Source organism: Embleya sp. NPDC001921, assembly GCF_053594475.1.
In genome coordinates, this window is record NZ_JBSFEO010000032.1 from 87,259 (window position 1) to 110,867 (window position 23,609).

Below are 23,609 nucleotides of genomic sequence, written 5' to 3' on the forward strand. Positions count from 1 at the left end.
AGGAGTCGTTCGCCAATGACTACACCCATGGTCGGCCTGTTGGTCGGCATGGCCCTCGGCCTGGCCGCCGCGCTCGGCGGGTTCGGGGCCTTTCTCCTGGTCGCCGCGCTCGGGGTGGTCGGCTTCCTGGTCGGTCGTTTCCTGGACGGCGACCTGGACCTCGGCGAGCTGTTCAGCTCGCGCAACCGGCGGCGCTGATGCGCGCGGTACCGGCGGAGGGCCTGGCGCCGGCCGCGCACCGCGGAGTACTGCAGATCGGCGGGCGCGTGGTGGAGAAGATCGCCGCCCGCGCGGCACGCGAGGCCACCGACGAGGCCGCGCCGGACACCGCGCTGCGCGCGCCGCGCGCGGGCGCCACCATGCACCACGACCACGCGACGGTGACTCTGGACGTGGACGTGCCCTACCCCGGGCCCGTGGTCGAGATCGCCCGGACGATTCGCCGGCGGGTACGCGCCGACGTGGAGTATTTGACCGGGATGCCGGTGGTGCGGGTGGACGTCACGGTCGGCCGGTTGACCCGTGGGGGGCACGGCAAGAGGAGAGTGGAGTGAGCCTGGAGGCTTCGCCGGAGGCGCCTTCCGGTGCCTCGCCAGCCGAGACGTCGGCGGGCGCGATCGACGACTGGGGCGACGGTGCGAAGGTGCACCGGGCCTGGTCGACGCGCGGCTTCCCGGCCGGGCTGGTCGCGCTGCTCGTGGGCGGCGTCGCGGGCACCGCGCTGTACATCGGCATCACGGCCCGGATCGACCGGGCCCCGCGCTGGTCGCGCGAACTCCTGGAACGCGCCCAGACGCACGTCTGGCGTGACGAAGCGACCGTCGCCGCCGGGCTGATCGCCGCGGTGCTGGGCCTGTGGCTGATCGTGCTCGCGGTCACCCCGGGTCGACGCAGCCTGCTGCGGCTGCGTTCGCCGGGCGGCGCGATGACCGTGTACATGACCCGGCGCACGGCCGCCTCGTTCCTGCGGCACACCGCGCTGGCGTCCTCGGGTGTGTTGGACGCGCGGGTGCGGATGGGCCGGCGCAAGGCGGTGCTGCGGGTGGACTACCACTTCCGCGACCCGGACGACCTGCACGACGAGTTGATGGAACGACTGGAGGAGCGCGCGAACGCGCTCACGTTGGCCCGGGTGCCTCGGGTGGATCTGCGCCTTCAGCCCGTGAGCGGGAGGTGAGCCGAGCATGCGTACGGTCTGCAACCGGATCCTGCTGTTCCTCGTCGGCCTGGGCCTGATCGGCGGCGGGCTCGCCGTCGCCGCCCGGGGCCGGGGTTGGTATCCCGACCTGCTGCGCACCGCGGACAAGCCGTTCGTGACCACGAGTCAGGCCGAGCGGCTCACCGACCACGGCTGGTGGTGGTGGGTCGCCTTCGGTGCGCCAGGGTTGATCCTGGTGCTCGCGCTGTGGTGGCTGCTCGCGCAGTTCGGCCGGCGGGCGGTGCGGTCGCTGCGGGTGCAGGACACCACGGCCGGGGCCGGCGACGGCCCGTCCGGCCTGGGCACCGGCTTCGGCATGGTCGGCGACGAGGCGGACACGCTGACGGTGAACGGCCACGCGCTCGCCGACGCGATCGAGGACGACCTGTCGTACGTGGACGGCATCGAGCACGTCTCGGCGCATCTGGTCCGCCGCCGGCACGGTCCGACGCTGCGGGTGATGGTCCGGGCCGAACCCGGCGCCGAGCCGCGCACGGTGCTGAGCGCGGTGCGCGATCGGGTGTTGCCCAACGCGCGCGAAGCGGTGGGCCTGGACACGCTGCCCACGACGATGACCCTGCGGACCAGCCGGGGGCTGCCCAAGCGGCACCTGGACTGAGCGGCGCGGGGGCGGACGACGGTGGGGCTCGGGACGTGTCCCGAGCCCCACCGGTGTGTCGGGCCCGGGTTGTGTCCCGGGCGCCACCCCTGTCGGGCTCGGGCGCTCTCCGGCGTGGGGCCCGGCTCCGCCGCGTGGGGCCTTGGGCGCCGGCCGGCGTCTCAGGCCCCGGCCCCACCCGCGGCGGGCTTCGGGCCGCACCGGTGTCGGGCCCCGGGCCGCTCCGGTGTCACAACGAGCGGGCCAGGCCGCCGTCGACCGGGATCATCACGCCGCTCAGGTAGGACGCGGCCGGGGACAGCGTGAAGGCGGCCACCCGGCCGAACTCCTCCGGGGTGCCGTAGCGGGCCAGCGGGATGCTCCCGGTGTGCGCGGCCCTGGTCGCCTCCGCGTCGCCGCTGAGATCGTCGAGTTCGCGCACCCGGTCGGTGTCGATCCGGCCGGGGAGCAGCCCGAACACCCGGATGCCACGCGGGCCCAGCTCGTCGGCCAGGGTCTTGGCCACCATCGCCAGGCCCGGCCGCAGACCGTTGGAGACGCCGAGGCCGGGGATCGGTTGGCGCACCGACGAGGACAGTACGAAGCCGATCGATCCGCCGCCGGTGCCCAGCGCCGAGGCGGTGGCCCGGGCCAGCCGGACCGCGCCCAGGAACACCGACTCGAACGCGTCCCGCCACTGGTCGTCCTCGACCGCGGTGATCGCGCCCGGAGGCGGGCCGCCGACGCTCACCAACGCGCCGTCCAGCCGCTCGAAGCGGGCCAGCGCCGCCGCGACCAGTCGCTCGGCGGTGCCGCTGTCGCCGTTGTCGGCGGCGATCCCCAGCGCCTGTTCGGGCCCGCCCAGCGCGGCGACGGCCTCCGTCGCGCGTTTTTCGTCCCGCCCGGTGACCACCACCCGGGCGCCGTCGTCCACCAGCGCGCGGGCGGTGGCGAAGCCGAGGCCGCGGGTGCCGCCGGTGACCAGATACACGCGATCGCGCAGTCCAAGATCCATGCCACCATCCTGCCTCGTGCCGACCCCGACGCGCGGTAATTGACAGGTCGTCAGCTCGGCCGGTCGCTACCCTCGGTGGCATGACCGAGCAGATCGACGTGGTGCGGGAGTGGATCCGGGCGGCCGAGGACGGGGTCACCGTGCTCACCGGGGCAGGCATCTCCACCGACTCCGGGATCCCCGACTACCGGGGCCCGCAGGGCGTGTGGACCAAGGACCCCGACGCGGAGAAGCTGGTCACCTACGGCTACTACATGGGCGACGAGGACATCCGCCGCCGCTCGTGGCTGCTGCGCCGGGACAACCCCGCGCGGCTGGCCGGGCCGAACGCGGGACACGCCGCGCTGGTCGCGCTGGAGCGGGCCGGTCGGCTCAACGCGTTGATCACCCAGAACGTGGACGGGCTGCACCTGCGGGCGGGTACCGGCGCGGAGAAGATCATCGAGCTGCACGGCACGATGTTCTACGTGTTGTGCACCGACTGCGACGCGCGCACCACGCTCGACGCGGCGCTGGAGCGGGTGGCGATGGGCGAGGACGACCCGCGCTGCCTACGCTGCGGCGGCATCCAGAAGACCGCGACGATCATGTTCGGGCAGGGGCTCGACCACGGCGTGCTGGAGCGGGCCGCGATCGCCGCGCAGATCGGCGACGTGTTCCTGGCCATCGGCTCCTCGCTCCAGGTCGAGCCCGCCGCGTCGTTGTGCCGGGTGGCGCAGGAGGCGGGGGCCAAGCTGGTGATCGTCAACGCCGGGGAGACGCCGTACGACCGGGTCGCCGACGCGGTGATCCGCGCGCCGATCGGCGAGGTGCTGCCGGAGCTGGTCGCGGGGTTGTGAGCGAGGTCCCGGCCGGCCCGGCCGGGACCCTCAGACCTTGGCCGCTTCCTCGGGCGCGGGCGCCGAGGCGTCCTCGTCCAGCGCGGCCAACTCGGCCTCCAACTCCTTGGCCTCGCCGCGCACCAGCTTGACGAGCATCGCCAGCAGCGCGAACGCGAAGATCCACCACTGCACCGCGTAGGCCAGGTGCGGGCCCAGGTCCTCGTCGTCCGGCTCGGGGATCAGCGCCGGCGCCTTCGCGGGCATCGGGGTCTGCTCGGTGAGTTCGACGTAGCCGCCGAGGATCGGGTGCGGCAACTTCGCGGCCAGCTCGAACGAGGAGATCCGCATCACCTGGCCCTGGGGCACCTCGAGATCGCGGATGCCGGAGTCCTCGCGGGTCTCGTCCGGGCGCAGCCGACCGGTCACCGTCACCTGCCCGGCCGGAGCTGGCGGCACCTCGGGTCGCTCGGCGGCGGTGGGCGGGTTCTTCACCCAGCCCCGGTCCACCAGCAGCGCGCGGCCGTCGGCGGTGATCAGCGGGGTGACCACGTAGAAGCCGGGCACGTTGTTCTGCGACCGGTTGCGCGCCAGCATCTCGTGCTCGGTGTCGTAGGTGCCGGTCACCGTGACCCGACGCCACTGGAGGTCGCCGGGCAGCTTCCGGCCCACCGCGAGGATCTCCTGCGCGGGCACCGGCTCGCGCTTGCTGTTGGCACTGATCAGGTCGTTGTGCGCGACCTTGTTCTCGTGCCGGTGGAACTGCCAGAAACCGAGCTCGACCATGATCGGGACCAGCACGAGGACGAGCAGCGCCATCGCGATCCAGCGCGGGGTCAGCAGGAAGCGGTACACCCGAGCACGGTACCCCTCGCCGCGCCCGGTGTGTCCCGCCGGGTGCGCGGTGTCGGGGTTCGCGGCGACGCGGCGCGACGTGCCCCGGACCCGAACCGGTCGGCGAACGGTCGGTGGGTGGGCGCTTGTCCAGGTCGGCAGCCGGCCGGCCGGTCCCGCCGATAGGCTTCCGGCACGCCGTCTCCCGGCCCATCGCCCGCGACTCCCGGCAGACCACCGGGTGCGAACGCGGCATCGACTCGCCCCGCGGGGGAGTCGTCCGGCCTCGGGAGTCCCACAGCCTCGGGAGTCACACAGCATGCAAGGTCCGTCGCGCGATCCGGTGCCCGGTAGACGCGGTACCGCCGGTCACTGGTTCGGGCTCGTCGGCCTCGCCGCGGTCGCGTTCCTCTCGATCGGGCTGCTGGCGTGGATTCCCCCGCTCGTGGCGGGAGTTCGCACCCGCAGGCACTGGGACTGGGTGGTCCTGGCGGTCACCTCGGTGAGCGTGGTCCTCGCCTTCGTGTTCCTGGTCATGGGCAGCGAGTCGAGCGACGAGCAGGCCGCGCGCGAGGCGCTGGGCGCGCCCGAACCCCAGACGATCCTGGACGACGTGGGCACCGTCATGCTGCTGGTGCTGATGGTCGCGGTGCCGGTCTGGTGGTGCGTCGGATCCGCCCGCTGGGCCCGGGCGACGCGCGCGTACGGGCCGGCCGGGTACGCGCCGTGGCCGCAGGCGCCCGTCGGGCCGCACCCGATGGCCTACCCCCCGGCCCCGCCGCAGGCCCCGCCGGGCTACCTGGTGCCCGGCCCGCAGGTGGGGCCCGGTGCCCCGCGCGGACCGGTCGCCCCGCCGCCCGCCGCCGGGCCGGTGCCGGTCGACGATCCCGCCGCGCGCGCCCGGGCCCGGCTGCAAGGGCTCAGCGAACGGCTGCGCGAGCAGGACGGCGGCAATCCCGGAGGGCCCCGATGAGCGCCCCCGGACGGGTGATCGCGGACCGCTACGAACTGTCCGCGGCGATCGGCCGCGGCGGCATGGGCCAGGTCTGGAAGGCGTACGACCGGACCCTCCAGCGCCGGGTCGCGGTCAAGTTGCTGCGCACCGACCTGGTCGAGGCCGACGGCGACCGCGGCGCGATGGAACGGCGCTTCCTGCGCGAGTGCCGGGTCACCGCGGGCATCGATCACCCGGGCCTGGTCACCGTGTTCGACGGCGGCACCGACGAGGGCGACCTGTACCTGGTGATGCAACTCCTGGACGGTTGCGACCTGGCCGACCTGATCGCGGAGAACCGGCCGGTGCCGTGGGAGTGGGCGGTCGCGGTGGCCGCGCAGATCTGCTCGGTGCTGGCCGCCGTGCACGCGGTGCCGGTGGTGCACCGCGACCTCAAGCCGCGCAACGTGATGGTCCGGCGCGACGGCACGGTCAAGGTGCTCGACCTGGGCGTGGCCGCGGTGCTCGACCCGGAGTCGACCAAGCTCACCACGACCGGCGCGATGCCCGGCTCGCCCGCGTACATGGCGCCCGAGCAGATGAACGGCATCGTCGAGCCGCGCACCGACCTGTACGCGCTCGGCTGCCTGCTGTACGAGATGCTGGCCGGGCGGGCGCCGTTCGCCGGGCCGACGATGGCCTCGGTCATGCTCGGGCACCTCAGCGCGACGCCCGAGCCGTTGGGCGCGCACCGCCCGGACATCCCCGCCGGGCTGGAACGGCTCGTGCTGGACCTGCTGGGCAAGCAGCCCGACCAGCGTCCCGCGAGCGCGCAGGAGGTCTACCGGCGGCTCGTTCCGCTGCTGCCCGCGAGCCGCGGCGACGCGCTCGCGCCGACCGCGCCGATGGACCCGACCCGCCCGCTGCGCTTCCCGGCCGCGCCGCAGCCGCTGCCCGGGGTGCCCGGCCCGGTGCGGGCGTCGGTACCGGCCCCGCCCACGCCGCCGTGGGCGATGAGCGCGGGCCCCTCGGCGCACGTGCCGCGATCCGATCCGGACTGGGCCGCGGTGCCCTCCGCCGCGCCGCCCACGTTGGACGTGCGCAGCGCGCTCGACGAGGCCAACCGGCTGCTCGGCGAAGGTGCGCTGACCCAGGCCGTGGACGTGCTCGGCGTCGCCCTGCCGGTGGCCATCGCGCGGCACGGCGAACGCGACCCGCTCGTCCTGGGGTTGCGCCAAGCGCTCGCCGACACCCTGCTGGCGGACCGTCAGTTCCGGCGCGCGCTCCCGGAGTTGCAGTACATCGCGGGCGTGTTCGCGGCGTCCGGCGGGCCGACCGACGCGGAGGCGATGGAATACGGCCGGCAGGTCGCCGCGTGCCTGGAGGAACTGGGCGAACTGCCCGCCGCGCTCGGCGAGTACCGGCGATTGCTCGACCTGCACCGGCGGATCCCGGAGGCCGACGTCTACCAGGGCTTCGACCTGCGCGAGCGGATCGGGCTGCTGCTCGCCGCGCTCGGCGACCCGTACCGGTCCGAGAGCGTGCTGGTGCCGCTGCTGGCCGAGCAGGAGCACCGGCTGGGTCCGCAACATCCCCGGGTGGCCACGCTGCGCCAACACCTGGGCCGCATCCACGGCGCGACCGGCTACCGGCGCCGGTGACGCGGGGGTGTAACGCGCTTGGCGGGTCGACGCGTTATTCGCACGACACCGAGGCGCGGAGGCACCATGAGCGGGAACGGGGGCGCGAGCTTCGACGAGTTCGCGCGGGCCCGCAGCGGCCAACTGCTGCGCACGGCCTGTCTGCTCACCGGCGACTGGCACGCGGCGGAGGACCTGGTCCAGGAGACGCTGGGCAAGCTGTACCGGAGCTGGCGCCGGATCCGTGAGATGGAGTCGCCGATCGCGTACGCGCACACCACGCTGGTGCGCACCTTCTTGTCCGTGCGGCGGCTCAGGCGCTCCTCGGAACGCCCCAGCGACGCGCTGCCGGAGCCGCCACCGGCGGCGGGGGAGGACATCGAGCTGCGCCTGACGCTGCTTCAGGGCCTGGCCCGGCTCTCGCCCGCCGATCGCGCGGTGCTGGTGCTGCGCTACTGGGAGGACCGGTCGGTCGAGGAGGCCGCGGACGTCCTGCGGATCAGCCCCGGGGCGGTCCGGGTGCGGTCCAAGCGGGCGTTGGACCGGCTGCGCGCGATGCTCGGCGCCGAACTCGTCGACCTGGGCATGGCATGTTGACCGGCGGCGGGGGTCGGCTGCCGCGATCGCCCGGGGGCCGGTCGGCGCCGTTGCCCGAATCGCGTCGCATCGACGGAAGGGATCTGATCAGCGTGGGCGCCGACGACAGGTTCGAGCGGGATCTGCCGGACGCGATGCGTTCGGCCGTCGCCGAGTTTCGCGGGCCCAGCCCCGATCTGATCGGGCGCGGTATCCGGCGCGGCAGGCAGCAGCGCCGGGCACGGGTGGCGGTGGGCGCGGCGGTGGCCGCCGTACTGGTGCTCGTGCTCGGCGGAAGCGGCGGACTGGGCGTGCTCGACGCGGTGTTCGCCGGGTCGAGTACCGATTCGGGCCCCGCCGCGAGGCGGCTCGAGGGGACGGCGAGATTGCTCGTGGGCAGGGAACTGGTCCCGTATGTGCGCGCGGCGCTGCCGGACGGTGGTCGTACCGACCGCTTCGAGCCGAGCCGCGAGGGCCCGGTGCCGGGCGACACCCGGATCGCCGGCACCTATACCGGGCGCAACGGCTCCACGGGGCTCGAGGTGGAACTCGCCCGTCCGCTGTTCGGTTCGGTCGAGGATCTGTGGCAGGGCCCGCATTGCCCATCGGCGGAGGGCGGTTCGGGACTCCGGTGTGTCCGCACGGTGGAGCCGGACGGGGGCGTGCTCACGGTTACCGGGTTTTGGCCGCCGGGGGCCGAACGGCACTCCTACTCCGTCGTGTACACGCGGCCGGACGGCGTCCAGGTCCGGGCCGGCGAGGTCGTGGACAAGCCGAGGGGAACGCGCCAGGTCCTGGGACCCGAGGAGTTGACGGCCATCGCGCACAGCCGGGTGTGGACCGTGGTGGGGGTCGATCCGTCCGCCGTGCCCCCCGCGGCGTTCGAGCCGGTGTCGGCCGTGCTGCCCAAGGCAGTCCGGGTACTGAGCGCGGCGAAGACGACCGTGGGCAACTTCGTCCTGGGCGGACTCCGTGGGGCGATGTCGGACCTGACCGTGCGTCTGCGTTCGACCCGGGACTCCGCTGTGACGCCTTGTCCGGCCGGCGCGAGTGAGAATCTCTGCGCGAACGTGACGCTGGCTGACGGAACTCCCGGAGTGACCCATCAGGTGGTGGCGAACGATGGTCGGGTCGAGTCGCGCTCGCTCCTGGTCATCCGTCCGGGCGGCCTCGCGGTCTCCCTGGAGGTGCGCGACGGCCGAGGCGCGGACGCTGCTCCGCTGCCCGAACCGCTGCTCTCCTTCGAGCAGTTGAAGACGATGGCGGGGTCCCCGCGCTGGGCCGGATGATGCGGATGATCCGGGTGTGATGACCGCGACGGGTGTCGAGGCGGGCGAAGGCGCACATTTTCTGCCACTTGTGGTGGCCGTACTCTTCCGCCGGGGGCCGCCATGGGCGACCGTGGAGACATCGACGCGCTAAGGGGTGACGTGGCGATGGAACTGCCCGAGGTGTCCCTGCCCTGGTTCGTGTTGGGTGTCGCCGGCGCGGTGTTGTCCCTGACGCTGCCGTGGTTCCAGACCCGGACGTATCGCCGGGCGCGCGCGCTCGACTTCGACGAGTCGCGCTACGCCACCACGCCCGACACCGTCTTCCGGGTGCCGATCACACCGCTGAAGGTGTACGCGGAGCCGGTCGCGGCGCGCGCGGTCGGCCTGCCGCTGGGCGCCGCGGGCGCGGTGTTGTTCCTGGTGTTCGGGCTGTGGCCGTCGATGGTGACCTGGTCGGTGTGCGGCGGGGTGACCATCGTGCTCACCCCGGTGCGGCGCGCGCTGGGCCTGCGGGTGACCCACCGGATCGCCCGCGACGTGTCGTTTCGCAACGGGCCGCTGCGCGATCGGGACGGCACGGTGATCGCCGAGCAGACCTGGTCGCAGGTGGTGCGCACCTGGTACCGGCACGAGTACCGGGACCGGCCGCCCGGTGAGGACGACCTCTCGGTCGCGGTGCTGGGCAAGTTCTGGTGGCTGGCGGGCCATCTGCTGTGCTGGCCGGTGACGTTGCCGGGCACCCAGATCGTGCAGACCGCGATGTGCCAGAACCCGGCCTGGGCGCTCGGCCATGTGGGCGACGACGCGGGTGCGCCGTGGCTGGCCGATCTGGGTGAGGCGACCACCCCCGGCCGACCCGAGACGCACGGGAAGGCGCGACAGACCGCCCCGGACGGGTGACGCCCGCACGGGTGACCACACCCCGACCCGATCGTTGGGCCGGGTGTGACGCGAAATGTCTCCATGGTCCGGATCGCGGCGGCGTCCTTCGCCGGCACGTCGATCGAGTTCTACGATTTCTTCGTCTACGGCACGGCCGCGGCCCTGGTACTGGGCCCGCTGTTCTTTCCCGGCTTCTCGCCGATCGCGGGCACCCTCGCGGCGTTCGCCACCTACGCGGTCGGTTTCGTCTCGCGGCCGCTGGGCTCGGTGCTGTTCGGCCGGTTGGGCGACCGGCGCGGGCGCCGGCCGGTGCTGGTCGTCTCGCTGCTGCTGACCGGCGTCGCCACCGTGCTGGTGGGACTGCTGCCCACCTACGACCGGATCGGCCTGGCCGCGCCGATCCTGCTGGTGCTGCTGCGCTTTTGCCAGGGGCTCGGGGTCGGCGGCGAATGGGGCGGCGCGGTGCTGCTGGCCGCCGAACACGCGCCGCCGGGCCGCCGCGCGTTGTGGGGCAGCTTTCCGCAGGCCGGGCCGGCGATCGGGTTCCTGCTCGCCAACGGCATCATGCTGACCCTGTCCGGGGTGCTGACCGACGCCCAGTTCCACTCCTGGGGCTGGCGGGTGCCGTTCCTGTTCGCCGGTGTGCTCGCGGGCGTCGGACTGATGTTGCGCGCCTCGATCGAGGAGACCCCCGCGTTTCGCGAACTGGCCGTCGCGAACGACCTCTCGGCGAGCCCGTTCCGCGAGGTGGTGCGTGACCAGTGGCGGCTGATCCTGCTCATCGCCGGGGCGCTGACCTGCGGCTACGTGGGCTTCTACCTGACCACCACCTGGTCGCTGCACTATGCCACCAGCAGCCTGGGGATCGGGCGCACCACGATGCTCGCGTGCATCATGATCGCGGTCGTCGGCAAGGCCGTGGCCACCCCGTTGTTCGCGCTGCTCGGCGACAGGTACGGGCGCAAGCCGCTGTGCGTGGCGGGCTGCGCGGCGATGGGCCTGTGGGCGTTCCCGATGCTGGGGCTGCTGGCCACCGGCGAGCCGGTGTGGATGACGCTCGCGTGCCTGGGCACCCTGGTCGCCTTCATCGCGATGTTCTCGGTGGTCGGGGCCTATCTGTCCGAGTTGTTCGAGCCGCGCGTGCGGTGCACCGGCGCGTCCACCGCGTACAACCTGGGCGGCGTGCTCGGCGGTGCGCTGACCCCGATCGTGGCCACCGAACTGGCCCGGGGCGACGGCACGCCGTGGAGCGTCGCGGCCTATCTCGCGGCCGCCGCGGTGCTGAGCGTGGCGTGCTTCTCCGCGCTCCCGGAGACCCGCGCGGTTCAGGCGTGGGAGGGACAACCGGCCACCGCGTGATCTTTTCTCGACAACGGTTTTGGGCCAGGCTGCGGCCATGGACTCAGGTGTTCCCGAACAGGCCCGGGCGCGGCGCGCGCACAACGTCCGGATCGCCGAGCGGCTGCTGGCGGCGGTGGGCGCGGGCGACCGCGGCGCGCAGGTGGCCTGCTACCACCCCGACGTCGTCCTGGAGTTCCCGTACGCCGCGCCGCCGGTGCGGATCGAGGGCAAGGACGCGGTGGACGCCTATCTGGCGATCGCGCTCGGCGTGTTCGAACTGCGCCTGACGGTGACCCGGGTCCACGACTGCGTGGACCCGGACACCGTGATCGTCGAGTTCACCGGCGAGGGGCGGGCCAGGCCCACCGACCGCGCCTACGCCAACACCTACATCGCGGTGCTGGCCTTTCGGGACGGCCTGGTGGTCGGCCAGCGCGAGTTCTACAACCCGGTGCCGGCCGCTCAGGCCTTGACCGCGACGCCCGCCAACTGAGGCAGCTTCACGGCGGGTTCGCCGAGCGGGCCGCCCGGGCCCCACACGTCCACCGGGACCAGCCGCGCGGGCAGCAGCTCCAGGCCGCCGAAGACGGCCAGGATCTCGTCGTGCGAGCGGGCGTGCATCTTTTGCACGTTGGAGGAGTACTCGCTGAGCGCGCGGTCCATCCCGGCGGGGCGCTCCTCGCTGCGGTGCGCGTGCGAGAGCGCGAGGTGGCTGCCGGGCACGGTCGCGTCCATGTACCGACGCACCACGCCGATGGGGTCCGCCTCGTCCGGGAGGAAGTGCAGCACCGACACGATCAGCACGCCGACCGGCTGGGAGAAGTCGATCAGCTCGCGGACCTCGGGGGAGTCGATCACCTTGGCCGGATCGGTCAGGTCGGCGCCCACCACGGTCGCGTTCGGGTTGTCGGCGAGCAGGGCCTGGCTGTGCGCGACCGCGACCGGATCGTTGTCCACGTACACCACGCGCGCGTCCGGGTCGGCCTTGTGCGCGATCTCGTGCACGTTGCCCACCGTCGGGATGCCCGAGCCCAGGTCCAGGAACTGCCGGATGCCCAGGTCCAGCAGGTGGTGTACGGCGCGGGTGAGGAACACCCGGTTCCCGCGCAGCACGTCGCGCAGCTCGGGCATCGCCTGGGTGACCAGTTCGGCCGCCTCGCGGTCGACCGCGAAGTTGTGCGCGCCGCCGAGCGTGTAGTCGTAGACGCGGGCCACGCTGGCGCGGGTGATGTCGATGTGCTCTGGAGCCCAGTCCGGTCGAGTCATGGATCGGACTCTAAAGCGTGTCGTCACGATTCACCGGAGAAATCGCCGGCCCGACGGTTGGAAGCCCTGTGCGAGGCGTCACACCCGCGCGCCCGCCGCGCCGGCCTCGGCGTCGGCGGGACCGGAACGGCGGGTTCCGGCCCCTCGACGCCGAGGTCCGCGCGGGGTGGTCGCGGCCGCGGTTCGACGCGGCCACGGCCGGCCGCGGCTACGGCTTGATGCCGACCGCGCCCACGAACGCCGGGCACTTGTCCGCGCCGACCGGGATGTCCTCGGGCGCCAGCGGCGCCCACACCTGGTCGACCCGGGGGCCCACCTTCGCCGCGATCGGGGCCAGCGCGTCCAGGTCGAAGCCGTACAGCTTCGCCGCGTTGCCGCCGACCATGGCGGCGACCTCGACCGGGTCGATGCCGTTGTAGGTCAACTGGAGCGCCTCGCGGCTGAACGGATGGCTGGCCTCCTTGTGCGGGTAGTCGCTGCCCCACATGATCCGGTCCACGCCCACCTGATACCGCAGCTTGGCCTCGGCCGGGCGCTGGAAGCTGGCCCCGACGTGGCACTGCCGGGCCCAGTACTCGCTCGGCTTGAGCTCCATCCGGCCGACCAGCGCGCTGCCCCACTCGTACTCCTGGGAGCCGACCGCGGTGCTCATCCGGTGCCAGTAGTAGTCCAGCCGCCGGGTCTCCTCCGGGATCCAGGCGGTGCCCTGCTCGGTGAACACGAACTGGAGCTCCGGGTGGCGATCCATCGCGCCGGAGACCACCAGGTGGGTGAACGCGCGGTGCGCCCACCAGGACACCTCGGTCAGGAACACCACCTTGTCCACGTCGGTGTCCCCGGCCGGCGGCGCGGCCGAGCCGGTGTGGTGGTTGACCGGCATGCCCAACTCCTCGCACACCCGCCACAGCGGCTCGTAGTGCGCGTAGTCGAACATCGGCACCAGACCGGAACCGGGCGGGGTGCCGGGCAGCAGCACGCCGCCGGTGAGCCCGGCGTCCTTGGCCCAGCGGATCTCCTCCACCGCCGCCGGGATGTCGTGCAGCATGATCTGCACGATGCCCGCCCGGCGCCCGGGCGTGGCCGCGCAGAAGTCGACCATCCAGCGGTTGTGCGCCTTGAGCCCCTCCCACCGCAGCGCCAGGTCGCCCGCGTTCGCGGCCGGCGGCTGGTCGGTCAGCGAGGGCTTGGGGAAGAACGGCGGCACGGTGTTGGGGAAGATGACCTCGGCCACCACCCCGTCCGCCTCCAGGTCGCGCAGGCGTCGATCGGAGTCCCAGTTGCGCGGGCCGAGGTCCCCCTTGAGATCCGGGTAGGGGATCTCGTAGTTCGCCACCCAGGCGTCGAACTCGGCGTGCAGGCGGGTCGGTAGATAGTCGCGATAGCCGTGGATCTCGCCGCCGCCGTGGCAGTCGGCCGAGATCACGGTGTACCGCTCGGGGTGGTCGCCGGACGGGGGGCCGCTCGGGACGGGGAGCGGGGTGGTGCTGTCAGTCATGGGGGATCAGACCTCCAGGGCTTCCGCGTTGGGGTTGATCGCGGCGCCCGTGTCGTGTCCGGTGAGCCAGTGCCGGCCGATCTCGGCGGCCGCTGCCCACTTGGTCGTCAGGTCCTTCGCCGAACCGTCCTCGTTCACCTGACCGAGCGTGGCGGGGGTGACCCCGACCCGCTCGGCGTGCGGCGCGAGAGCGGCCAGGTCGAAGCCGTACACGTCCGCCACCGCCTCGCCGAGCATCACGCGCGTCTCGGCGATCGGGACGTCGGAGAACGTCTTGCGCAGGATGTTGAGGGTCTCCGGCCAGGTGCCCTCGGGGTGCGGGAAATCGTTACCCCAGCAGATGTTGCCGACACCGATCTCGTAGCGCATGCCGATCTCGCGCCGCTTGGTGTTGGACGCTCCGATGAAGCAGTTGCGGTCGAAGTACTCGCTCGGGAGCAGCTTGATCTCCTCGAACCCGGCCAACTTGGCCGCGCCGCGCGAGCCCAGCAGCAGCCGGTCGGTGAACCACAGCAGGTTGCCCACCCACCAGCAGCCCGCCTCGGTCACCCCGAACTTCAGCCGCGGGAACCGCTCGAACACGCCGGACCACAGCAGGAACCACAACGGCCGGGACGGCCACCAGGTGACCTCGGTGACGTAGATGCCCAGGTGGTTGCCGTACGACTCGCGGTCGGCCGGACCCGAGTGGGTGACCACCGGGAGTTCCAGGTCCTGGCACAGCGCCCACACCGGGTCGTACCTGCGATCGTGGTACGGCGTCTGGTTCATCCACATCGCGGGGATCATCACCGCGCCCAGGCCGTCCGCCTTGATCCGGCGGATCTCCGCGAGCACGTCCTCGATCGCCGCGGTGATCGGGATCAGCGCGACCCCGCGCCGCCGTTCCGGACTGGTCTTGCACAACTCGGCCAGCCAGCGGTTGTGCGCCTGCGCGCCGGCCAGGCCCAGCTCCGGATCCATGTCCCCGGACAGGCCCAGGCCCGCGCCGAAGGGCACACACGTGCGCGACTCGACGGCGTCCGCGTCCGGGAAGATCACCTCGCCGACCACGCCGTCCTTGTCCAACTCCAGGTCGCGCCGGTCCACCTCCCAACCGCTGCGCAGCACCTCCTCGTTGGTCTCGAACCAGTTCGCCGCGAAGTCCTCGTTGCGCACGCCCAGGTCGGTGATCGCCTTGAGCTGCGCCTCGCGCTCGGACATGAACTGATCGAAGGCGGCGTGATGCCGAGTGGCCAGGTAGTCGCGATACAGCTCGGTCGGCAGCCCGGCGTGGGTGTCCGAGGAGATGATCGTGTAGGGGGTGGTGAGTTCGTTCCGCTCGGGGTGTTCGCTGCTCTGGGTCATGTCACTCACTTGTCCAGGACGAAGGTCTCGAGGTACGAGGGGTTGCTGCGGGCGAGCATGCTCCGCGACCGCGCGGTGATCTGTCCGTCGCTGTGCTCACTGGCGGGCAGGATCCAGAACCGGTTCTCCCGGATGCCGTCGAGCACGTCGGCCGCGACCGACTCGACCGGGGTGAACTCGATCTCCTGCCCCGCGTCGCGCATCGCCTTCTCCCACGCGTCGAGCGTGTTGTAGGGCGTCTTGCGCGGCACCGACTTGGCGAACCGCTCGGGCCGGTTGCGGTAGGACTCCCACAGGCCGGTGCGCAACATCTTGGGCCCGGGGAACAGCACGGACGCGCCGAGCTGTGCGTGCACCTGGCCGAGCTGGGCGTACAGCGCCTCGGTCATGGTCACCACCGCGGCCTTGGTGGTCGCGTACACCGACGCGTTCGGCAGCGGTGCGATGCCGCCGTCGCCGGAGGAGGTGTTCACGATGTGGCCGGGGGTGTTCTGCGCGAGCATCCTCGGTACGAACGCCTGGATGCCGTTGAAGACGCCGAACACGTTCACGGCGAAGCACCAGTCCCAGTCCTTGGGGTCGTGCTCCCACATCTTGCCCTCGGAGCCCGAGCCGATCCCGGCGTTGTTGCACAGCACGTGCACGGCGCCGAAGTGCTCGAACGCGGCGTCGGCCAGCTCGAACACCGATTCGCGCACCGATACGTCCACGATGTGCCCGAGCGCCTCGCCGCCCGCGTCGGTGATCCGCGCGACCGCCTTGTCCAGCGCGCCCCGCTCGATGTCGCCGAGCACGACCTTCATGCCCTCCGCGCCGAACCGCTCGGCCATCGCGAGCCCGATACCGCTCGCGGCACCGGTGACGACGGCGACTCTGCCGTCGAATTCCTGCAGCATGTCTGTCGATCCCTTGCTGTCGTGGCTGCCTTGCCTGCCGGGGTGCTACTTCGCGGGCGGCGGATCGTCGGTGATCTGCTGCACGTCGTCGTAGCGCTGGTGGATGTACGGCAGCACCAGGTCGGCCTTGACGTGCTCGGCGACGAAGCCCTGCTGGTCGGAGGTGCGCTCGCTGAGCGTGATCGAGATCAGCTTGCGCACCGGCAGGTCGGCGACCGGGTCGAAGTCCGAGTCGCGCAGGATCACCTCGCCGTCCAGGCGGTGCGCGCTGCGGGTGCGCTCGTTGCGGGTGACGTGCACCAGCATCGGGTCGGCGTCGAAGCCGTCGCCGTCCACGGCGGGCAGGAACTTGTAGTAGAAGCTCAGCGTCTGTCGGGGCTCGGGGGTGGCCAGCTCCTCGACCACGGTGCCGCGCACCTCGACGTAGGTGACGCCCATCCGGTTCACCGTGGCCACGACCTCGTCGCCGTCCCGCTCGACCTTGACGTCGGCCAGCTTCTTCGGCTCGCCGAACACCTCGCGACCGCCGATCACCGCCCGCTCGGTGGTCATCGGCATGGTCAGCGTGTAGTCGCCCTCGATGTCGCCGTGCTTGCAGCGCACCGCGACCGCGCCCGCGCCGAGCGGGTGGCCGTTGATGTCGCAGGCGGAGATGTTCACCCGCACCAGCGGCCGGTCCGCGGGGACCAGCGGCGGCGGCAGGATCGCCGCGATCACCTCGGGGTCGGTCTCCCAGATCGCCATCACGCCGGTGGACCAGATCTCCGGGAGGCTGGAGCGCTCCCGCGAGGATTTCTTCAGCGTTTCCGCCGGCCGGGCGCCGTACCGAATGCGTGCCACGTACCTCACCTCTTCCGCTCGTGCGAGGGCTGCGCGCGGGCCGGTTGCCCGATCCCGTGCGCGGTGGTGCCGGTTGTTCTGTAACACTGTTACACCGGTAGGTCGGCGAGGTAAAGACCTGTGGCGTGGTTGCCCCTGTATCGGGCGACCCCGCCCGGGCGCGAGAATGGGACGTGATGGACAGGATCACGCGAGACACCGTGCTCGACACCGCCATGCGTCTCGTCATGGAATCCGGTATCGAGAACCTCAGCATGCGCAAACTGGCCGCCGAGTTGGGCGTCGCCGTCACCTCGATCTACTGGCACGTGGGCAACCGCGACGTGCTGGTGGACCAACTGGTGGACCGGGTGATCGCGGACATGGGCGCGATCTCGGTGGACGGGAGCACGCCGGTCGAGCGGGTGGTGTCGATCGCGCGATCGTGTCGGCGATTGATCCTGGAGCGCCCGCACCTGGTCGGCCTGGTCCGCGAGCGCGGCCTGGAGTCGCTGATGATGCTGCCCGCGCGCAAGGCGCTGGTGCGCGAGATGACCGCGGCCGGGCTGCGCGGCGCACGGGCGGGCGAGGCCGTGCAGGCGGTGCAGTACCAGATCGCCGGCTTCGTGATGCTGGAGCGGGCCCTGGAGAACAGCGCGGCCGAACCGCCGGCCGTGGACCGATGGCGCGGCGAGCTGGCGCGGGAGGATCCGGAACTGGCGGCGAGTCTGAGCAACGTCACCGACGGTGACCGGCTGTTCGTGCTGTCGGTGCGGGCGCTGGTGGAGTCGCTGCTCGGGTGAGGGACGTCGGGACACCCGCGGTGGCGCGGTCGCCGCTCGGGTGCGGGCGATCAGGGCACCCGCGGTGGTGGAAACGCCGCTTCGGCGCGGTGGTCAGGGCACCCGCGGCGGGGCGCCGGCCAGGACGCGGCGCCACGCGGCGGGGGACAGCGTGCCCCGGGCCTCCTGTGCGTCGATCCGGGCCAGGACGCGCGCCGGCGCGGTGAGCAGGGTCGAGGTCAGCCACATCGATCCGGCGATCCGACGCGGCTCCCGACGCAGGCTCAGGGTCTCCTCGACGGCGTCCCGGTACGGACTCGCCCGCGACACGATCCGCAGCAGTTCGCGGCCGGCCCGGCGGCGCCCGGCCCGGGCGGCGGTCAGCAGCGCGCCGTGCGCCTGCCGGGTGCGTACGTCCGGCCGGCCCCACGGCATCGAGGCGGGCGCCTCGCCCCGGGAGACCGCGATCAGCGCCGCGACCAGATCGGTGCCGGCGGCGCCGGCGTTGCCCGGTTCGGCGAGGTAGGGGCGCACGTCCAGCCAGGCCGGGCCGCCGTGCGCGGTGCGCACCGCGTCCAGCGACAGGCCACCGTGCCAGCCGAGGTGGCCGCCGAGCATCGCGACCTGCTCGCGCACCTCCGGCACCACCACGCTGCGCCTGACCGCGCTGCCGTGCAGGTGTTCGTACGCGTGCACCGCGACCAGGCGTCCGTGCTCGAACACCGCCTGGGCGGACAGGACCGGGCCCTGGGCCGGCTCCTGCACCAGCACGCCCGCGCCGTCCACGAACGCGCCGCCCTGATCCAGCGTGTCGGCCAGCCGCAGCAGTTGCTCGCGCCGCTCGACCCGGTGCGAACCCGCGAAGGTCTTCACGTACAACGGCGGATCGGCGACCTGGCGCAACTCCTCGGCGGAGCGCACCACCACCGTCCCGGCCGGCTGCGGCATCCCGATCTCGGTGAGGGTGCTTGCCGCCGAGGCCCGGTCCGCGACCCGGCGCAGCGCCGCGAACGGCGGTACGGCCAGGGCCACACCGTGCGCGGTGATCCGCTCCGGCTCGCGCGCGAGCACCGCGACGTGCTCGTTCGTGGCCAGCAGCACGTCGTGCGGCTCGGCGCGCAGCACCGCCTCGGTCCGGGCCAGCCAGGCCCAGGGATCCGCGCCGAACGCGGGCACCTCGTGCACCACCGTGACCGAGCGAGGGCGTGCGTGAACCGGCCGACCGGGCGGTGCGAGCACCGCCACGTCCTGCCCCGATCGCCCGATCGCCATCGCGATCTGACGTGACGTCACCCCGAAGCCGTCCCCTAGCAGCACGCGCACGGGGTCATCCTGGCACGAACGTGCGTGCGTGCTCACCTCTCGGCCGGTGCGGGTTCGGATCCTCGGCTCGGGCGGGCTCGGATCCGGGCGGGGGCGAGGCCGGTGCGTCGCGTCCGGGTGCGGCGGGTGCGGCGTGGAGCCGGGTTGTGGGGGTGCGGTGTCGGGCCCGGGCGGATCGTGGGGCGGGGGTGGGGCTGGATCCGGAAGGGTGGCACGCGGAGTCGGAGCCGGTGCGGTGCGGCACGGTGCGGTGCGGTGTCGGGTCTGGGTGGATCGTGGAGCCGGGGCCGGGTGAGCGGGGATGCGGCAAGGGTGGCGCGCGGAGCCGGCACGGAGCGGTGCGGTGCGGTGCGGTGTCGGTTTAAGGTGGGGCGCATGTACCGCTCGGACCCCGCCACCGCGTCGACGTCGCTGTTCGCGGCGCTGCTCGCGCTGGTCGGCTTCGGGCTGTTCGTGGACGGGGCGTTGCCCGGTCTGGTCGCCGTCGCGGTGACCGCGGTGCTCGCGCTGGCCTGCTGTACCGCCGCCGCGTGCGCGCCGTCCGCCGAGCGCGCGTACGTTCGCGGCGCGGTGTTGCGCAGGCAAGCCGATCGGCTGGCCTTCCTGCCCGCACGGGATCCCGACGGGCCGGGCCGATCGCGGCCCAGAGCACCGGGAGCGGGCCCGGCGGCCCGCTGCTGACCCCGACCTGGGTCCACAGGTTCGGCACGGCCGCCTGACGCAGCCCGATTCCCGCGTCACGGAAGGCCCTTCCCATGTTCGGTATCCCCGTTCTCGGCGTCGCGCACGACGTCCTGCTCACTCTCGCCGACGCCCTCGCGCCGCTGCTCGGCACCGGCTCGGTGGCCGGCGCCGTGGTCGTGTTCACCGCGTGCGTGCGACTCGCCCTCGTGCCCCTGGGCTACGCCCAGGCCCGCGCCGAGGTGGCCCGCGCCCGGCTCGCCCCGCAGGTCCGCCGGCTCCGCGAGCGGCACGCGCGCGATCCGCAGCGCCTGGCCCGCGAACTCACCGCGCTGCACAAGGAGTCCGGCACCTCGATGTTCGCCGGCATGCTCCCGGCCCTGGCCGGCCTGCCGTTCCTGTTCCTGACGTACCGTCTGTTCAGCGGCGACCGCGCCCTGTTGAGCCACACGTTGGCCGGCGCACCGCTCGGCCTGCACCCGGTGACCGGGCTCGGCGGGCCGCACACGCTCGTGCTCGTGGGCCTGTTGGCGCTGCTCGCGGGCGTGGCCTACGCGCAGTACCGTGCCGCCCGCGCCGTCCCGGACGCGCCCGCGCTGATCCGGTGGCTGCCCTTCGGCACCGTACTCACCGCGGCCCTCGTGCCGCTCGCGGCCGGCGTGTACCTGCTCACGAGCACCGCGTGGACCACCGTCGAACGCCCGCTGCTGCGCCGGGTCGCCACCCGACGCGCGGATCGCGTCGTACCCGGGCACTAGCGTTTCGCGCAGTGACGACGTGAATCTGATCCGCGATCGGAAAAGAGCACCCCATGGCTACGAACAAGTTCGGTGCGACCTGTGCCACGTGCACGACCTACGTCAAGGCGGGCGACGGCCTGTTGGTCCGCAAGGACGGCAAATGGGTGACGTACTGCGCGACCTGCGGCGAGCCCAAGCCCGCCGCGCCACCGAGAGGCAACCACGACGGCTGGCATCGCGGGCCGATGGCCGCGTTCGACGTGGAGACCTCCGGCGTCGACCCGCGCACGGACTTCGTGGTCACCGCCGCCCTGGTCGACGCGACCGGCACCCGACGGTCCTGGCTGCTCGACCCGGGCGAGCGGGAGATCCCCGCCGAGGCGACCGCGATCCATGGGATCGACACCGAGCGGGCCCGGGCCCAGGGACGCGCGCCCGCGCTCTGCCTGGCCGAGATCGGTGCGGCGATGACCGCGTACCTGGAGGCCGGCACGCCGATCGCGATCTACAACGCGCCGTTCGACCTGACCATCCTGCAGACCGAGCTGCGACGGCACAACCTGCCGCAACTCCCGTACACTGCACCGATCATCGACCCTTTGGTGATCGACAAGCAGTTGGACCGGTACCGCAAGGGCAAGCGCACGCTGGCCGCGACCAGCGCGTTCTACGAGGTGGTGCTCACCGACGCGCACACCGCCGACGGCGACGCGCTCGCGTGCCTGCTGCTCGCCCGGGATCTGGGCGCGCGCTTCCCGGAGTTGGCCGCCGACTCGCTGCGCACGCTGCACGAGAAGCAGGTCCGCTGGTACGCCGAGCAGGCGGCCTCGCTCCAGCAGTACTTCGACCGCCGCAACCCGGACGGCGGCGAGGTGGTAGACCCGAACTGGCCGGTGATTCCGGGGGATTCGGACGGCGCTGCGACGCCGGGCCCGCCGGGCGCCGGCTCCGGGTCCAGCGCGTGGCACCCGGACGCCGAGCGGGAGCGGTCGGGGTCGAGCGCGTGGCGGCCGGGGGAGGGCGGGTAGGCGCTTTCGGTGGGGGGCGGTGGGGGTTTCGGTGCGGCCCCGCGGTCGGCCGCAGCTTCGCCGGCCCGGGCGTCGGCCGTCCGCCGCTTCGGCGGTCCGGGCACGTCGTCCGCCGGGTCAGTGGCTTGTGGCGAGGGTGCCCAGGCGGCCGTCGATCAGCTCCATCGTGTGGTCCGCGTGCGGGAGATGGCTGTGGTCGTGGGTGACCAGGACGGTGGCCGTGCCGCTCGCGCGGGTCAGTTCGGCGAGCAACGCGACGATCGCCGCGCCGCGTTCGTGATCGAGCGCGCCGGTGGGCTCGTCCACCAGGAGCACGCTCGGCTCGTTCATCAACGCCCGGGCGATGTTGACGCGTTGCCGCTGACCGCCGGACAGGCGTTGCGGGCGATGTTCCGCGCGGTCCGCGAGGCCGACCCGGTCGAGCAGTTCCAGCGCTCGCGCGCGGGCCCGGCGGGGGCTGCGGCCGGCCAGGTGCGCCATCACCTGGAGCTGCTCGACGCAGGTCAACGACGCGAGCAGGTTGGGCTGTTGGAACACGATGCCGATCGTGGTCCGGCGCAGTCGGGCGCGTTCGGCGGCGGACAGCGCCGCGACGTCCCGGCCGGCGATCGAGACCCGACCGCGCTCCGGTGCGGTCAGCGTCGCGGCCACGGCGAGCAGACTGGACTTGCCGGACCCGGACGGGCCGACCACGGCGGTCAGCGTGCCGGGCGGCACGAGCAGGCCGACCCGGTCCAGGGCGGTGAGCCGGGTGTCGCCGTCGGGGTAGGTGAGGGTGACGTCGGCGAGTTCGAGACCGGGCGACGGGTGCGACGGGTGCATCTGGTGCCTTTCGGGGTCGCCGGAGGTGGCGCGCGGCGCGGGTCGGCCGCCGGCTCCGATCGGGCCGACGCTCATCGGGTGCCGCTCAGCGCGGTGTGCGGGTCGATCGAGGTCACCCGGCGCACGGCCAGCCCGGCGCCGACCATGCCGAGCAGGATCAGCACCCCTGCCGGGAACGCCGTGGTCGAGGCGTCCACCACGAACGGCACCCCCGCCGGCGCCACCGCGCCGAACAGCGCGGCGATCCCGGTGCCGACGGCGGTCCCCACCAGCAACACCAGGAACGCCTGGCCGAGCGCGTCCCGAAGCAGATAGCCGGTGGGCGCGCCGAGCGCCTTGAGCACCGCGATGTCGCCGGCCCGCTGGATCGTCCACACCGTGAAGAACGCGCCCACCACGAGCGCCGAGATCGCGAACAGGAAGCCGCGCATCAGGCGCAGCGACCCGTTCTCGGCGGTGTACGACCCGATCGCGCTCCGGGCGGCGCCGAGCGAGGTGCTGCGGGTGCCGATCGCCCGGTCGGCCGCACCGGTGTGCGCGCCGGCCAGGTCGAGCGCGATCACCGTCGCGTGCGGTCCGCCGAGTGCCGGCCCCGGGCGCAGCGGTTGCCAGTCGGCCAGCGTGGTCCAGGCGACCGGGGTGTGGCTGTACGAGGACCCCGGCACCACCGCCGCCACGGTCAGCGATGTGCCGGTCCCCACGCTCAGCCGGGCGCCGACCGCGACCCGCAGATCCTCGGCCAGCGACCGGGACAACACCACGGTGCCCGGGGCAAGCGCCCGGGGCGCGAGCGGCCCGCCGGGCTCGACCCCGAACGCGGCGGCGGCGACCGTGCGCTCGCCGGCGCCGAGCCGGGTCGTCGCGATGCCCAGCGGCGCGGCCGAGCGCACCCCCGGTTGTTCCGCCCAGCGCCGCCACTGGCTCTCGTCCACGGCCGAGTCCGCGAACGAGACGCCCTGCCCGGACGCGGGCGCGGCGAACGCGAGCCGATCGGCGGGCAGCGCGTCGATCGCCGAGGTGTTGGCCCGCCCGAGCCCGACGGTCAGACCGGACACCAGGCCGACCAGCGCGGTGAGCAACGCCACGGTGGCGATCATCAGGGCGAACCGCCCTCGGGCGAACACGAGGTCCCGCACTGCGACGAACACGGCTGGTCGAGGCCTCCTGGCTGGAAGATGTGCGGCACGCGGGATCCGGCGACGCCGTCCTTCGGGCCGGTGAAAGCGGCCGGTCCGGCGTCCGCGGACGACTCGACTCTGCCCCTCGACCATCCGCGGCATCATCGATCGACCTGGTCGTTCCC

The 23,609-nt window shown here is 73.1% G+C and carries 26 protein-coding genes; 16 read left to right on the top strand and 10 right to left on the bottom strand.

Annotation, left to right across the window (positions count from 1 at the left end):
• Positions 1-15 precede the first annotated feature (15 nt).
• Genes ACWCPW_RS32195 through ACWCPW_RS32210 form a run of 4 tightly spaced genes read left to right on the top strand, consistent with a single transcriptional unit; the run spans position 16 to position 1,817 of the window.
• Positions 16-198, top strand: a complete 183-nt coding sequence (locus ACWCPW_RS32195) for a hypothetical protein (protein WP_078977717.1) — start codon at positions 16-18, stop codon at positions 196-198.
• On the top strand, positions 198-554 hold the full coding sequence (locus ACWCPW_RS32200; protein ID WP_449765074.1) for an Asp23/Gls24 family envelope stress response protein: 357 nt from the start codon (positions 198-200) through the stop codon (positions 552-554). The genes ACWCPW_RS32195 and ACWCPW_RS32200 overlap by 1 nt, the downstream gene beginning before the upstream one ends.
• A complete protein-coding gene (locus ACWCPW_RS32205; RefSeq protein ID WP_449765075.1) occupies positions 551-1,177 on the top strand; it encodes a DUF6286 domain-containing protein in 627 nt (208 codons plus the stop codon). The genes ACWCPW_RS32200 and ACWCPW_RS32205 overlap by 4 nt, the downstream gene beginning before the upstream one ends.
• 7 nt (positions 1,178-1,184) lie before the next feature.
• Positions 1,185-1,817: a hypothetical protein gene (locus ACWCPW_RS32210; protein ID WP_449765076.1), complete on the top strand. Its 633-nt coding sequence runs from the start codon at positions 1,185-1,187 to the stop codon at positions 1,815-1,817.
• 229 nt (positions 1,818-2,046) lie between these two features.
• On the opposite strand, the gene ACWCPW_RS32215 is transcribed toward ACWCPW_RS32210, so the two are convergent.
• A complete protein-coding gene (locus ACWCPW_RS32215; protein WP_449765077.1) occupies positions 2,047-2,811 on the bottom strand; it encodes an SDR family oxidoreductase in 765 nt (254 codons plus the stop codon).
• Between the two features lie 80 nt (positions 2,812-2,891).
• Between ACWCPW_RS32215 and ACWCPW_RS32220 the strand changes: the two genes are divergently transcribed.
• Positions 2,892-3,650, top strand: a complete 759-nt coding sequence (locus ACWCPW_RS32220; RefSeq protein WP_449765078.1) for an SIR2 family NAD-dependent protein deacylase — start codon at positions 2,892-2,894, stop codon at positions 3,648-3,650.
• A 30-nt stretch (positions 3,651-3,680) separates the two neighbouring features.
• Here ACWCPW_RS32220 and ACWCPW_RS32225 read toward each other — a convergent pair whose 3' ends face one another.
• Entirely contained in the window at positions 3,681-4,484 is an 804-nt protein-coding gene (locus ACWCPW_RS32225) for an SURF1 family cytochrome oxidase biogenesis protein (protein WP_449765079.1), read from the bottom strand.
• A gap of 298 nt (positions 4,485-4,782) precedes the next feature.
• Between ACWCPW_RS32225 and ACWCPW_RS32230 the strand changes: the two genes are divergently transcribed.
• From ACWCPW_RS32230 to ACWCPW_RS32260, 7 genes are all read left to right on the top strand, one after another.
• Entirely contained in the window at positions 4,783-5,436 is a 654-nt protein-coding gene (locus ACWCPW_RS32230) for a hypothetical protein (protein ID WP_449765080.1), read from the top strand.
• A complete protein-coding gene (locus ACWCPW_RS32235) occupies positions 5,433-7,058 on the top strand; it encodes a protein kinase domain-containing protein (RefSeq protein ID WP_449765081.1) in 1,626 nt (541 codons plus the stop codon). The genes ACWCPW_RS32230 and ACWCPW_RS32235 overlap by 4 nt, the downstream gene beginning before the upstream one ends.
• A gap of 66 nt (positions 7,059-7,124) precedes the next feature.
• Complete coding sequence (locus ACWCPW_RS32240) at positions 7,125-7,634, top strand: SigE family RNA polymerase sigma factor (RefSeq protein ID WP_449765082.1); 510 nt, start codon at positions 7,125-7,127, stop codon at positions 7,632-7,634.
• Between the two features lie 92 nt (positions 7,635-7,726).
• On the top strand, positions 7,727-8,902 hold the full coding sequence (locus ACWCPW_RS32245; RefSeq protein ID WP_449765083.1) for a hypothetical protein: 1,176 nt from the start codon (positions 7,727-7,729) through the stop codon (positions 8,900-8,902).
• A 102-nt stretch (positions 8,903-9,004) separates the two neighbouring features.
• A complete protein-coding gene (locus tag ACWCPW_RS32250) occupies positions 9,005-9,784 on the top strand; it encodes a hypothetical protein (RefSeq protein ID WP_449765084.1) in 780 nt (259 codons plus the stop codon).
• Between the two features lie 63 nt (positions 9,785-9,847).
• Positions 9,848-11,125, top strand: a complete 1,278-nt coding sequence (locus ACWCPW_RS32255) for an MFS transporter (RefSeq protein ID WP_449765139.1) — start codon at positions 9,848-9,850, stop codon at positions 11,123-11,125.
• 37 nt (positions 11,126-11,162) lie between these two features.
• Positions 11,163-11,600 (top strand): nuclear transport factor 2 family protein, encoded by a 438-nt coding sequence (locus tag ACWCPW_RS32260; RefSeq protein WP_449765085.1) that lies wholly within the window; start codon positions 11,163-11,165, stop codon positions 11,598-11,600.
• Here ACWCPW_RS32260 and ACWCPW_RS32265 read toward each other — a convergent pair.
• The 5 genes from ACWCPW_RS32265 to ACWCPW_RS32285 all read right to left on the bottom strand — a co-directional run bounded on the left by ACWCPW_RS32265 (position 11,570) and on the right by ACWCPW_RS32285 (position 16,951).
• Entirely contained in the window at positions 11,570-12,373 is an 804-nt protein-coding gene (locus tag ACWCPW_RS32265; RefSeq protein WP_449765086.1) for an SAM-dependent methyltransferase, read from the bottom strand. The two genes, ACWCPW_RS32260 and ACWCPW_RS32265, sit on opposite strands and share 31 nt — an antisense overlap.
• 208 nt (positions 12,374-12,581) lie before the next feature.
• Positions 12,582-13,868, bottom strand: coding sequence for an amidohydrolase family protein (locus ACWCPW_RS32270; protein ID WP_395862679.1), 1,287 nt, complete (start codon positions 13,866-13,868; stop codon positions 12,582-12,584).
• 6 nt (positions 13,869-13,874) lie between these two features.
• Positions 13,875-15,215, bottom strand: a complete 1,341-nt coding sequence (locus ACWCPW_RS32275) for an amidohydrolase family protein (protein WP_449765087.1) — start codon at positions 15,213-15,215, stop codon at positions 13,875-13,877.
• A gap of 5 nt (positions 15,216-15,220) precedes the next feature.
• Positions 15,221-16,111, bottom strand: a complete 891-nt coding sequence (locus ACWCPW_RS32280; protein WP_449765088.1) for an SDR family NAD(P)-dependent oxidoreductase — start codon at positions 16,109-16,111, stop codon at positions 15,221-15,223.
• A 45-nt stretch (positions 16,112-16,156) separates the two neighbouring features.
• The gene (locus ACWCPW_RS32285) at positions 16,157-16,951 is read right to left on the bottom strand and encodes an acetoacetate decarboxylase family protein (RefSeq protein WP_449765089.1); all 795 of its coding nucleotides are present in this window, start codon (positions 16,949-16,951) and stop codon (positions 16,157-16,159) included.
• Between the two features lie 176 nt (positions 16,952-17,127).
• Between ACWCPW_RS32285 and ACWCPW_RS32290 the strand changes: the two genes are divergently transcribed.
• A complete protein-coding gene (locus ACWCPW_RS32290; protein ID WP_449765090.1) occupies positions 17,128-17,733 on the top strand; it encodes a TetR/AcrR family transcriptional regulator in 606 nt (201 codons plus the stop codon).
• Positions 17,734-17,826: 93 nt separating this feature from the next.
• Here the strand turns inward: ACWCPW_RS32290 and ACWCPW_RS32295 are convergent, their stop codons facing one another.
• A complete protein-coding gene (locus ACWCPW_RS32295; protein ID WP_449765091.1) occupies positions 17,827-19,035 on the bottom strand; it encodes a hypothetical protein in 1,209 nt (402 codons plus the stop codon).
• A gap of 375 nt (positions 19,036-19,410) precedes the next feature.
• Between ACWCPW_RS32295 and ACWCPW_RS32300 the strand changes: the two genes are divergently transcribed.
• From ACWCPW_RS32300 to ACWCPW_RS32310, 3 genes are all read left to right on the top strand, one after another.
• Positions 19,411-19,716 (top strand): DUF6412 domain-containing protein, encoded by a 306-nt coding sequence (locus tag ACWCPW_RS32300; protein WP_449765092.1) that lies wholly within the window; start codon positions 19,411-19,413, stop codon positions 19,714-19,716.
• A gap of 74 nt (positions 19,717-19,790) precedes the next feature.
• The gene (locus ACWCPW_RS32305) at positions 19,791-20,474 is read left to right on the top strand and encodes a YidC/Oxa1 family membrane protein insertase (protein WP_449765093.1); all 684 of its coding nucleotides are present in this window, start codon (positions 19,791-19,793) and stop codon (positions 20,472-20,474) included.
• A 53-nt stretch (positions 20,475-20,527) separates the two neighbouring features.
• Positions 20,528-21,484, top strand: a complete 957-nt coding sequence (locus ACWCPW_RS32310; RefSeq protein ID WP_449765094.1) for an exonuclease domain-containing protein — start codon at positions 20,528-20,530, stop codon at positions 21,482-21,484.
• 117 nt (positions 21,485-21,601) lie between these two features.
• On the opposite strand, the gene ACWCPW_RS32315 is transcribed toward ACWCPW_RS32310, so the two are convergent.
• Both ACWCPW_RS32315 and ACWCPW_RS32320 read right to left on the bottom strand, forming a co-directional pair.
• Positions 21,602-22,306: an ABC transporter ATP-binding protein gene (locus ACWCPW_RS32315; RefSeq protein ID WP_449765140.1), complete on the bottom strand. Its 705-nt coding sequence runs from the start codon at positions 22,304-22,306 to the stop codon at positions 21,602-21,604.
• 71 nt (positions 22,307-22,377) lie between these two features.
• The gene (locus tag ACWCPW_RS32320) at positions 22,378-23,454 is read right to left on the bottom strand and encodes an ABC transporter permease (RefSeq protein ID WP_449765095.1); all 1,077 of its coding nucleotides are present in this window, start codon (positions 23,452-23,454) and stop codon (positions 22,378-22,380) included.
• Between the last annotated feature and the right edge of the window lie 155 nt (positions 23,455-23,609).